We start from the raw sequence: 12,196 nt of genomic DNA, 5'->3' as shown, positions 1-12,196 counted from the left end.
TTATCGTATTCGTCTTACCGCTGTCTGTATCGTGCGCCATCTTTCTTTTGCGTCACTGCACCAGCGCAAACAAGGGCAATCCCTTATCAACTCCCCATACTAGCCAAAAACCATGACCCACTTATGACAAACCTTGTTCGCGTTTGGTTAAAGTTTGCATCCGAGCGGTATATTTTGTGTGCTTGCATAAAAGTGCGTGCTAGTATCAAAGACGCTTCTTTTGTTTATTACCCCTGCTGTATTGCTTTATTATGACCTTATTAGCCCCTATTTTTATCACTTATTTTATGAGGTATGTCATGTTGCCATCTGCTCGCGTCACCACCCCCGCGCTCAGCGCCCTTGCCACCGCAGGATTGCTTACTTTCAGTCAATCTGCCGCTGCCATCACCACCCAAAACGTCGATTACCAAGTTGACAACCAAACTTTTGAAGGCTACTACGCCCGTGCCGACAAACCAAACGCGCCGTTTATCCTATTGATTCACGACTGGGACGGCTTGACCGATTATGAGCGTATGCGCGCCGACATGCTCGCCGAGCGTGGCTACAATGTCTTGGCTGCCGATATGTTTGGTAAAGGCGTGCGTCCGACCACAATGGACGATAAAAAACGCCTGACAGGCGAGTTGTACGACGACCGCAACAAAATGCGCCGCATACTGACAGGGGCGCTGAACGCTGGGCGCGCTGAGGGCAATGACGTGCGTCAAGGTGTGACTATGGGCTATTGCTTCGGCGGCTCGGTGGCATTGGAGCTGGCACGCGCAGGCTTCCCACAAAAGGCGTTCGTCTCCTTTCATGGCGGCTTAGACACCCCGCCACGCCAAGACTACAGCAAGACCCAAGGCGAAATCCTCGTACTACACGGTACGGCAGATGAATCGGTATCGATGGATGATTTTGCCACACTGGGCAAGACGCTAGAGACTGCCGACGTGCCACACGAGATGGTCACCTATAGCGGCGCGCCGCATGCCTTTAGTGTCATGGGCAGCGAGCGCTATGATGCCCGCGCGGACAAACGCTCTTGGGCGCGTTATATGGCATTTTTGGATGAAAAATACCCAAATAACATGATGCTAATGCCTTAATGTTTGAAAAATGATAAGAAAGGAAAAGCGCCCCAGTAAATCTTGGGTAAATAAAAGCAAAGAAAACAGGCAGGATTTAAGACGTAAATTACAGCGTATCAGGCTGCTTTTGAAAGACCAGCAGTTGGTTATTGGCAGGCATGGCGTAGCGGTCGATTAAAGAAAGCTGCATCTGCCCCGCCGCTACCGTCACCGTCTCAATATCCCGAATGGCGCTGCCCATACCCCGCGCTTGCAATGCCGCATCAAACTGGCGATTACCCGCACTGGTGTAGTCGCCATGTTCGTTAAATGGACCATACACTATGAGTAAGCCATCCGCAGGTAACACCGATGCCGCCACGCCAAGCAACCGCAGCACCAAATCCCACGAGACGATGTGCAAAGTATTCGCCGTAAATACCGCATCATAAGGCCGCGCCGTCACAGCACGAATATCATCAAGCGAGGTTAAATCTAACACCAAAGGCGGCTGCACATTGTCCGCAGGGTACTGCTGCTGCCACGCATGAATGGCGGCGTGATTGGCGGGTACATCGCTGGTCTGCCACGACACATGCGGCAAACGCGGCGCAAAATAGACGCTATGCTGCCCCGTTCCCGAGCCAATCTCTAAGACGCGCTTGCTGTCCGTCAATAACTCGCGAAGGACACTTAAAATCGGCTCGCGGTTGTTTTCACACGCTTGCGAAAATGGCAGCGCGGCAAGCATCGAGACATCCGTATTACCGCGTGCAGCATTTGGCATATCAGACATGCGCGCTCCTTATTTTTTTATCAATTATTATTCAGTCAAAAACGACTGGCAGCATTAATAAATGCCCGCCTCCAGTCCTGCCGCCAAGGTCAATGCCAGCTCGCTTACCTCATCAATAAAGCTCTCTTGCCACTCACCGCGCAGTATCAAGGGCGCTTGCACCCATTGCCAGCGCAGTCCCGTCGCAATGGTCATCAAGGCATTTTTTGTGCCCGTGCCATCGTGCCCCGCACGGATATATACCGCACACGGCAAACCTTGAGTATGCTCCAAAATGGGATAATAACAACGATCAAAAAAATCTTTGGTCAGCCCTGACATATAGGCAAGGTTTTCTGTCGTACCGAGCAGCAGACTATCTGCCGCCAATACGTCTTCGGGCTGGGTGTCTTGCGGTGATTTAAGCACCAGCTCAATATCAACGTCCGCATCGGTTACGGCTTGATACGCGGCGTGCTGCAAGCGCTTTGTGTTCGCTGATGGCGCATGAATCACCATCAGCAACACCTTTTTGCGCTCAGTCGTCATGGCGTGCGGTGCGGAAGGTCACATTTTGCGTGATGTCTGGATGTAGGCTCTTTGCCACAGGGCAAGTCAATGCAGTGTTATAAAAAATGGTCTGCGTCTTGTCATCTAGCGGCTGCGGAAAGGTCACAATCACATGCACTTCGCTCACACGGCGCGGGTCAGCCGCCATAATCTTAGTCACTTCGGCGCTCGTACCTGCGATATCAATGCCCATCTGCTCGGCTTTGATGCCCATGATGGTCAGCATACAGCTTGCCAAACTGGTCGCCAGCAAATCGGTCGGCGAAAAAGCCTCGCCCTTGCCGTGGTTGTCAGTCGGTGCGTCGGTGATGATGCGGTTGTCTGATTGGAGATGTACTGCGGCAGTGCGCAACTGCCCTTCGTATCTTACTTTTGATGTAGTCATGGGGTTCTCTTCAGTTAATGATTTTTAATCTTTATTTCGCACGTCCTATAATATCTTTTATGATATCTGACTCACTGTAACCTTTAGTCCAGTCCCATCCTGTAAATATGGACCAAAGAAATCCACAAAATGACTTTATATCATCATAATCTCTTTCTGTTGACTTCATTCTCGCAATGAGCTGCGAAAGCCTATTAAGAAATTCGAATACTTCAGGATCACTCAAGCTTACGGAATAACGTGTATATTTTATTTCTTCATTTAACATTTGAAGATAATAAATAATCTCTTTGAGATAATACTCATTTTCCTGAAGACAGTTTACTATAACACCCCAACGAATTTCTCCATTTTTATTTTCTTTGTTAAAATAATTACGAAATTTAGATAGATACAGAAGTTCTTCTTTATTAGAGAATTCTTGAGATTCGCTAATTATTAAGAACACGTCTATACATGACTTTTTGAACTGTAAGTATTGACTCTCGAGTGATTCACGTAGAATCTTCCTACGCTTATATTCAGGAATATATACTACAAGGAAATAAAAAATATAACTGACGATAAAGCCCATACTCAGAGAATAAAGCATACTATCGTAACCGATGCCATCTACAGTTTTTACAGCAATAGCCAAAAATATTAATGTAAGAATATTTAAGATTGTAGTAATTTTTTTATCAAGCATCCATTCTACTCTTCAATAGGATTTATTTACATTTTTAGCAAAATAAAAGAGGTTTTAGAATAAAAAAATAAAAGGTGTAAATTTTTTCTAAGATTTTACAACCTAAATGTTAAGGATATCATTAATATTTTGAGCATTTAGATTCCACGGTTTACCTATTTCTTCCCACTTTGATAACATTTTCTCATAAGTGCTAACCATTGGCATATGGCTATTCAAATTATCATTTTTTCTTAAATAATCTTTCTGCTCAGAGAACTTATTTTGCTTGTGGATAAGGAATCTTGCGAAATGCATGTATTGTCCTTCATTATTACCATCAAATCCTCTAAAGTATGAATAACGGCTGTCAATAATTTCTTGGTCTTTAGACATTCTTTTATAGTCTTCAATAGCTCTATACAGATCTAATACATCTAATACAAACTTACCTGCATCTTTAGGCATACCCTGACTAATCCACTCGCTAATCTGTGAGTAAAAAATCTCGTAACCATCTTCCAATATTTCACGAAGTTCATCATAATGCTCTGAATCTTCAGGATACAACTTTGATAAAATTTTATACTGATTAATTAGGTTCAATCTTTCTTTTTCAGTAAAATTCACTTCACTCTCCTCTTAATATCTTTCTTTTAATATGTTGTGACATACCCACTATATCTGGATAAATAGTATACTCATCAAGATTTGCCCATTTAAGAAAAGTTCTAGCTTCTTCTTTAGCTTCGTTTGGAAGCACCACTTTTCGATAGCAATCAGTTGCACTGTTTTCAAAACTATCATTTAAGTTGCCGTGTACAGTAAACACACCTTTCTGAGCTAATAGCCTAGGACTTTGCTGTTGCGGAAGAACTGCGATTGGTTTTTCAATTTCTACTGGGATGTGCTCCCAGTAAATAGATTTGTAATCAAACTTTTTGTCATCGGGCAAACTTATAATTTCGTTACGACCACTCAACTGGTTTAAAGATCTAGGATCTAAAATATATAAACAGCTATTTTCTGTACCTTCATAATCAGCATGCAGAATGAATGCGATCGCAACACCCATGACAGTTGTCCAATCAAGTAGCCTCGTAGGAATCCAGTAATGTTGCATATCGAATAATATTTCCCAATCATTATTCCTTTTATCAAAAAGTCTAGAAGCCGTTTGACTGAATTCAAAGAACAATTCCTTTTCTTTGGTTTTCCAATCGCTATATCTAAGTAAACTTGGATTTAATTTCCAAGACTCTTGAGAATGTCCTCGGTACCATATCTCGCGAGGATTACCAAGCTCAATCTCAGCTTGCTTCACCTCTTCTAAAAACCTATTCCAAGCACTCATAAAATAACTTACCTTTACAGAATCAGAGTATATACTAGTAATTTATCATCTTAAAAGTTTATCGCTGATTTCACATACCAACAAAAGTCACACTATGCACAGTGTAATATCAACGAAAGTATCGCTAAATTTAAATAACACGTGTACCTTCTCCCTCGCTCTGCTTACGAAGAGGGGAGAAATGTTGCTCTTAGAATGAAGATCTGACAATGACCTACTCTCAAATGAACCAAGCAAAAAACTTATGTACTTATCACTACTTTCAAACCTTTTATACCACTTATATCCACCTGAGACATCTAAGAGAGTTCCAGTTAAGAAGTAAAATTGATTTAAATAGCACAAACTCTTACTTCGGCTGTCTTTTCTGACTATCAGCTTACCATTCTACACCTTTCTCACCCCGTTTTATCAATACAAATCACATAGTAAAACGTAGACTTTCACCTTTGTCTATTACTCTCGCACTGACGTCTTCAGTTATTATAGTGTTGCACTGTAGACCTCTTAGCTGTCCAAATAATTTTTAGTGTTTTGAGGATTTAGTTACACTTTCCTCTAATCCCCTTTACGTACTTTTATATTTCTTACCACTTGCTTTCTACAAGGTTGAGCAAACTACAGCAATTTGTTAAGCGTCTCTAAGCTCTCAGGTCCACCACCCAATCGAACGCACTCGGCAGAATCGTACTCCCAAGTGGCAGCAGATTCGGTATGCAAATGAACAGCTATTTTAGAAGTGATCGGCTCACTAAGCAAACCAGCAGGTACCCACATCATTGCGCTGTCTCTTAAACTATTGGGAACCAAGCTTCCGCACACCGAACAAAAATCACTCTGATAGCCACTAGGCTTTTTGTAAGAACGGATGTCACTTTCACCCGAAATCCAGCGAAAAGCACTGGCGTTGACGAAAGTTGCGGTGTTCGATGACGAACCCGTCACTTTGCGACATAAAGAACAGTGACATTGATAAAAATTGCGTATCTCTTCTTTGATTTCAAATTTTACGTTGCCACAAAGACATTCACCGTGCATCATCTAATCCTTTTAAAATGAGAGGTCATTCAGCGCCTTTTCGAATAAGTTAAACTGATATGAAGATTGGTAACCATAGAGTTAAGCATAAGATAAGTTCGAGTGAACTTACTGCTATCGGTTTAACTCCTCTATGAATTTCTTAGCCATTTTTGGACTTGTGAGTCTGATAAATTTTATATGACGATATCTAGGATCGTGAAGTATTTTGGAATAGCGAACACGGTTGCGTTTATACGTTTTTAATGTCCATAAGATAACTGAATCACGACTAAAAAATGACTTAGCAAACGTCTCAGTATTGCCCGTACCCCAAAGCTCGGTTTTAGTCACTGAGCGTATGAAAGCACGCTTTATCGCTTGGTACATCGTACGAGAGAATGGGTAATCTATCCAAATCACGTGATCAATATTAGACCATTTAATATCAGTCGTTCTACTATAGTTACCATCAAGCACCCAAGTTTCTTGTGCTAGAGAATGTTTCAACTTACAGAAAAACTCGTCATCAGTAGACTCTTGCCAATTAGGTTTCCAAAATATAGCATCCATTTCCAGATAAGGGTAGCCCAATTTATTTGCCAGTAGACGGCTAAACGTGGATTTACCGCTACCACTGGTGCCGATTACATTTATTTTTTTCATGTGCTCGCTTCCGTAAAACTTTGAGTAAAGTAGAAATATAAAAGGAAGCGGATTTTACAGAAAGTTATAGGCAAAAAAAAGCCCCCAATCAGCAGATTGGGGGCTTTTTAAGTATAAGGAGCTGACGATGACCTACTCTCACATGGGCGAACCACACTACCATTGGCGCTACGATGTTTCACTTCTGAGTTCGGGAAGGGATCAGGTGGTTCCATCGTGCTATTGTCGTCAGCAAAGGGGGTTAGATATGAGTCTTGTTGAATCAAGCTATATGGTGATATCGATTTTATCTTAACATGCAAGATAGATTCATGATTGACATACAAACCACTTGGGTGTTGTATGGTCAAGCCAAACGAGCAATTAGTATCAGTTAGCTACATGCATCGCTGCACTTCCACACCTGACCTATCAACGTCCTAGTCTTGAACGGCTCTTTAGGGAAATCTAATCTTGAGGTGGGCTTCCCGCTTAGATGCTTTCAGCGGTTATCCCATCCGAACGTAGCTACCGGGCAATGCTACTGGCGTAACAACCCGAACACCAGAGGTTCGTCCACTCTGGTCCTCTCGTACTAGGAGCAGATCCTCTCAAATTTCCAACGCCCACGGTAGATAGGGACCGAACTGTCTCACGACGTTCTAAACCCAGCTCGCGTACCTCTTTAAATGGCGAACAGCCATACCCTTAGGACCTGCTTCAGCCCTAGGATGAGATGAGCCGACATCGAGGTGCCAAACACCGCCGTCGATATGAACTCTTGGGCGGTATCAGCCTGTTATCCCCAGAGTACCTTTTATCCGTTGAGCGATGGCCCTTCCATACAGAACCACCGGATCACTAAGACCTACTTTCGTACCTGCTCGACTTGTGGGTCTCGCAGTTAAGCGCGCTTTTGCCTTTATACTCTTTGAACGATTTCCGACCGTTCTGAGCGCACCTTCGTACTCCTCCGTTACTCTTTAGGAGGAGACCGCCCCAGTCAAACTACCCACCATACATTGTCCTCGGTATTGTTATACCTGAGTTAGAACCCCAACATGACCAGGGTGGTATTTCAAGGATGGCTCCACCAAGACTAGCGTCTCGGTTTCAAAGCCTCCCACCTATCCTGCACAAGTCAGGTCAAAGTTCAATGTAAAGCTGTAGTAAAGGTTCACGGGGTCTTTCCGTCTAGCCGCGGGTACACAGCATCTTCACTGCGATTTCGATTTCACTGAGTCTCTGCTGGAGACAGCGCTGCCATCATTATGCCATTCGTGCAGGTCGGAACTTACCCGACAAGGAATTTCGCTACCTTAGGACCGTTATAGTTACGGCCGCCGTTTACTGGGGCTTCGATCAAGACCTTCGCTTACGCTAAGCCCATCAATTAACCTTCCAGCACCGGGCAGGCATCACACCCTATACGTCCACTTTCGTGTTTGCAGAGTGCTGTGTTTTTAATAAACAGTTGCAGCAGCCTGGTATCTGCGACTGCCAATAGCTTACGGAGCAAGTCCTTCACCATCAGCAGCGTACCTTCTCCCGAAGTTACGGTACCATTTTGCCTAGTTCCTTCAGCAGAGTTCTCTCAAGCGCCTTGGTATTCTCTACCTGACCACCTGTGTCGGTTTCGGGTACGATTCGTTTATGACTATCGCTTAGAAGCTTTTCCTGGAAGCATGGTATTTGCCACTTCGCTGTACAAGTACAGCTTGCTATCAGATCTCGGTATATAACAGTCCGGATTTGCCTAAACTGTCTACCTACATCCTTCCACCTAGATAACCATCACTAGGCTGGCATAACCTTCTCCGTCCCTCCATCGCATCATAAACAAGTATCGGAATATTAACCGATTTCCCATCGACTACGCCTTTCGGCCTCGCCTTAGGGGTCGACTCACCCAGCCCCGATTAACGTTGGACTGGAACCCTTGGTCTTCCGGCGTGCGAGCTTTTCACTCGCATTATCGTTACTCACGTCAGCATTCGCTCTTGTGATACCTCCAGCATGCTTTACAACACACCTTCACAGGCTTACACAACGCTCCCCTACCACTTGAAACAATTATCAAATCCGCAGCTTCGGCTCCTAGTTTGAGCCCCGTTACATCTTCCGCGCGGGCCGACTCGACTAGTGAGCTATTACGCTTTCTTTAAAGGATGGCTGCTTCTAAGCCAACCTCCTAGCTGTCTATGCCTTCCCACCTCGTTTCCCACTTAACTAGGAATTTGGGGCCTTAGCTGGCGGTCTGGGTTGTTTCCCTCTCCACGACGGACGTTAGCACCCGCCGTGTGTCTCCCGGATATCACTCATCGGTATTCGGAGTTTGCATCGGTTTGGTAAGTCGGTATGACCCCCTAGCCGAAACAGTGCTCTACCCCCAATGGTGTTCGTCCGAGGCGCTACCTAAATAGCTTTCGGGGAGAACCAGCTATCACCGAGTTTGATTAGCCTTTCACCCCTATCCACAAGTCATCCCCTGGCTTTTCAACGACAGTGGGTTCGGTCCTCCGGTGCCTGTTACGGCACTTTCAACCTGCTCATGGATAGATCACTCGGTTTCGGGTCTATACCCTGCAACTATTCGCCCTATTAAGACTCGGTTTCCCTACGGCTCCCCTAAACGGTTAACCTCGCTACAGAATATAAGTCGCTGACCCATTATACAAAAGGTACGCGGTCACCCTAATAAATTAAGGCTCCCACTGCTTGTACGCACACGGTTTCAGGTTCTATTTCACTCCCCTCACAGGGGTTCTTTTCGCCTTTCCCTCACGGTACTGGTTCACTATCGGTCAGTCAGGAGTATTTAGCCTTGGAGGATGGTCCCCCCATCTTCAAACAGGATTTCTCGTGTCCCGCTCTACTTAATATGTGCTCTTTAGTGTTTAAAATACAGGACTATCACCTACTACGGTCAGCTTTCCCACGCTGTTCTTCTACACTAAAAAACATCGGCTTCTCCCCGTTCGCTCGCCGCTACTTGGGGAATCTCATTTGATGTCTTTTCCTAAGGGTACTGAGATGTTTCACTTCCCCTCGTTCGCCTCTTATATAAATATAAGATACCTAGCTTATGCTAAGTGGGTTTCCCCATTCAGAAATCTCCGGATCACAGGATATTGCCGCCTCCCCGAAGCTTATCGCAGGCTGTCACGTCTTTCATCGCCTCTGACTGCCAAGGCATCCACCATGTGCGCTTCATTACTTGACCATACAACCCCAAGCAGTCTCTCAACCACTAAAGCTTGCATCATCATGAATGATAACGATATCACCTATGTTTACGCTTGATTCAGTTCTCTTTACTTTTGGCAATCAACCCCTGGGATAACAACTGATGTCATTAAAGAGTTGATTACCAAGGTTAATGACGACACGTGAAATGTCATCACTAACCCAGACTCATATCTATGTTTTTAAATAATACCTACGCTCTCATCGAGTCGCAGTATCTGTATAAAACAGAAAGCAAATAATCATTTACCAATCACTTGTTTCTATTTTATATTCTCGTATTAAGCCATGTGGTGGAGCCAAGGAGAGTCGAACTCCTGACCTCCTGCGTGCAAGGCAGGCGCTCTACCAACTGAGCTATGGCCCCATATATATGGTGGGTCTGATAAGACTTGAACTTATGACCCCCGCGTTATCAACACGGTGCTCTAACCAGCTGAGCTACAGACCCTGAGCGAGGATACTGTCAAAGCACTGCTTTGACCCGAGCGCAAGGAAAATTCTTTAAATAGAATTTTCTCCAAACTCAAACCTCTTAAGCTTAATACTCGCTTTTACTAAAGAACAACTTGCTGTGAATTCTTGCTGACCGAATGTCGTATTTAAGGAGGTGATCCAGCCGCAGGTTCCCCTACGGCTACCTTGTTACGACTTCACCCCAGTCATCGACCACACCGTGGTGAACGCCCTCACTAAGTTAGGCTATCCACTTCTGGTGCAATCAACTCCCATGGTGTGACGGGCGGTGTGTACAAGGCCCGGGAACGTATTCACCGCGGCATTCTGATCCGCGATTACTAGCGATTCCTACTTCATGGAGTCGAGTTGCAGACTCCAATCTGGACTACGATAGGCTTTTTGAGATTCGCATCACATCGCTGTGTAGCTGCCCTCTGTACCTACCATTGTAGCACGTGTGTAGCCCTGGTCGTAAGGGCCATGATGACTTGACGTCGTCCCCGCCTTCCTCCAGTTTGTCACTGGCAGTATCCTTAGAGTTCCCGGCCAAACCGCTGGTAACTAAGGAAAAGGGTTGCGCTCGTTGCGGGACTTAACCCAACATCTCACGACACGAGCTGACGACAGCCATGCAGCACCTGTATCACAATTCCCGAAGGCACTCTCGCATCTCTGCAAGATTCTGTGTATGTCAAGACCAGGTAAGGTTCTTCGCGTTGCATCGAATTAAACCACATGCTCCACCGCTTGTGCGGGCCCCCGTCAATTCATTTGAGTTTTAACCTTGCGGCCGTACTCCCCAGGCGGTCTACTTATTGCGTTAGCTGCGTCACTAAGTCCTCAAGGGACCCAACGACTAGTAGACATCGTTTACGGCGTGGACTACCAGGGTATCTAATCCTGTTTGCTACCCACGCTTTCGAACCTCAGTGTCAGTATGATGCCAGGAAGCTGCCTTCGCCATCGGTATTCCTCCAGATCTCTACGCATTTCACCGCTACACCTGGAATTCTACTTCCCTCTCACCTACTCTAGCCTAACAGTTTCAGATGCAGTTCCCAGGTTAAGCCCGGGGATTTCACATCTGACTTATTAAGCCACCTACGCTCGCTTTACGCCCAGTAATTCCGATTAACGCTCGCACCCTCTGTATTACCGCGGCTGCTGGCACAGAGTTAGCCGGTGCTTATTCTGCAGCTAATGTCATCCATTATGGGTATTAACCATAACTTCTTCTTCACTGCTTAAAGTGCTTTACAACCAAAAGGCCTTCTTCACACACGCGGCATGGCTGGATCAGGGTTCCCCCCATTGTCCAATATTCCCCACTGCTGCCTCCCGTAGGAGTCCGGGCCGTGTCTCAGTCCCGGTGTGGCTGATCATCCTCTCAGACCAGCTACAGATCGTCGCCTTGGTAGGCCTTTACCCCACCAACTAGCTAATCCGACTTAGGCTCATCTAATAGCGCAAGGTCTAATGATCCCCTGCTTTCTCCCGTAGGACGTATGCGGTATTAATACGAGTTTCCCCGTGCTATCCCCCACTACTAGGTAGATTCCTAAGCATTACTCACCCGTCCGCCGCTCGTCATCTGGTAGCAAGCTACCAATGTTACCGCTCGACTTGCATGTGTTAAGCCTGCCGCCAGCGTTCAATCTGAGCCATGATCAAACTCTTCAGTTTAATCTTGTTTGAGACCTTTTAAGATGGTCCCTAATCTTGGCTCATTCAATCACTCGCATTTAACTTTTCGTATGTTCGTATATGAATTAACTTGAGTTATTTGCTAATCTTGAATGATAATCTTCTTTGCCATTACTGGCTGAATAACTAACATTCTGTGTCAGCAAAAATCCACACAAGTTGTTCTTTAGTATGCTTTTAAAAAGTAATATCACTGTCGTCCAGTAAATATTTATTACCCATTCTCACTAAGCTAATACGCTTCGCTACATGGGCGAGCTGACTAGTCTATCATAAAATTATAAACTGTCAAACCCTTTTTTTACCAACTTCGCAAACC

The 12,196-nt window shown here is 45.2% G+C and carries 9 protein-coding genes, 2 tRNA genes and 3 rRNA genes; 1 reads left to right on the top strand and 13 read right to left on the bottom strand.

Annotation, left to right across the window (positions count from 1 at the left end):
- The first annotated feature begins 299 nt into the window (after window positions 1-299).
- Entirely contained in the window at window positions 300-1,094 is a 795-nt protein-coding gene (locus JMW05_RS09580; RefSeq protein WP_227691500.1) for a dienelactone hydrolase family protein, read from the top strand.
- A gap of 88 nt (window positions 1,095-1,182) precedes the next feature.
- Here the strand turns inward: JMW05_RS09580 and JMW05_RS09575 are convergent, their stop codons facing one another.
- The 13 genes from JMW05_RS09575 to JMW05_RS09515 all read right to left on the bottom strand — a co-directional run bounded on the left by JMW05_RS09575 (window position 1,183) and on the right by JMW05_RS09515 (window position 11,856).
- Window positions 1,183-1,851: a DUF938 domain-containing protein gene (locus tag JMW05_RS09575; protein WP_227691499.1), complete on the bottom strand. Its 669-nt coding sequence runs from the start codon at window positions 1,849-1,851 to the stop codon at window positions 1,183-1,185.
- 54 nt (window positions 1,852-1,905) lie between these two features.
- Entirely contained in the window at window positions 1,906-2,379 is a 474-nt protein-coding gene (locus JMW05_RS09570; RefSeq protein ID WP_201505042.1) for a flavodoxin family protein, read from the bottom strand.
- Window positions 2,369-2,785, bottom strand: a complete 417-nt coding sequence (locus JMW05_RS09565) for an OsmC family protein (RefSeq protein ID WP_201505041.1) — start codon at window positions 2,783-2,785, stop codon at window positions 2,369-2,371. Before JMW05_RS09565 ends, JMW05_RS09570 begins: the two co-directional genes overlap by 11 nt.
- A 31-nt stretch (window positions 2,786-2,816) precedes the next feature.
- Window positions 2,817-3,473 (bottom strand): hypothetical protein, encoded by a 657-nt coding sequence (locus tag JMW05_RS09560; protein ID WP_201505040.1) that lies wholly within the window; start codon window positions 3,471-3,473, stop codon window positions 2,817-2,819.
- A gap of 102 nt (window positions 3,474-3,575) precedes the next feature.
- Window positions 3,576-4,082, bottom strand: a complete 507-nt coding sequence (locus JMW05_RS09555) for a YfbU family protein (protein ID WP_201505039.1) — start codon at window positions 4,080-4,082, stop codon at window positions 3,576-3,578.
- A 1-nt stretch (window position 4,083) separates the two neighbouring features.
- On the bottom strand, window positions 4,084-4,806 hold the full coding sequence (locus JMW05_RS09550) for an FRG domain-containing protein (protein WP_201505038.1): 723 nt from the start codon (window positions 4,804-4,806) through the stop codon (window positions 4,084-4,086).
- 618 nt (window positions 4,807-5,424) lie between these two features.
- A complete protein-coding gene (locus JMW05_RS09545; protein WP_201505037.1) occupies window positions 5,425-5,847 on the bottom strand; it encodes a GFA family protein in 423 nt (140 codons plus the stop codon).
- A 111-nt stretch (window positions 5,848-5,958) separates the two neighbouring features.
- A complete protein-coding gene (locus JMW05_RS09540) occupies window positions 5,959-6,489 on the bottom strand; it encodes a shikimate kinase (RefSeq protein ID WP_201505036.1) in 531 nt (176 codons plus the stop codon).
- A gap of 119 nt (window positions 6,490-6,608) precedes the next feature.
- A 5S ribosomal RNA gene (rrf, locus tag JMW05_RS09535) occupies window positions 6,609-6,722 on the bottom strand.
- 109 nt (window positions 6,723-6,831) lie between these two features.
- Window positions 6,832-9,691: ribosomal RNA gene (locus JMW05_RS09530) — 23S ribosomal RNA — on the bottom strand.
- 314 nt (window positions 9,692-10,005) lie between these two features.
- Window positions 10,006-10,081 (bottom strand) — tRNA-Ala (locus JMW05_RS09525).
- Between the two features lie 7 nt (window positions 10,082-10,088).
- A tRNA-Ile gene (locus JMW05_RS09520) sits at window positions 10,089-10,165 on the bottom strand.
- Between the two features lie 152 nt (window positions 10,166-10,317).
- Window positions 10,318-11,856: ribosomal RNA gene (locus JMW05_RS09515) — 16S ribosomal RNA — on the bottom strand.
- Together the 16S, 23S and 5S rRNA genes with 2 tRNA genes alongside form the textbook arrangement of a ribosomal RNA operon.
- Window positions 11,857-12,196 lie beyond the last annotated feature (340 nt).

Origin of the sequence: Psychrobacter aestuarii, from assembly GCF_904846035.1 — a bacterium.
GTDB classification, from domain to species: Bacteria; Pseudomonadota; Gammaproteobacteria; order Pseudomonadales; family Moraxellaceae; genus Psychrobacter; species Psychrobacter aestuarii.
The sequence above is the reverse complement of the archived record's forward strand: the minus strand, read 5'-3'. Positions and strand labels throughout refer to the sequence as shown.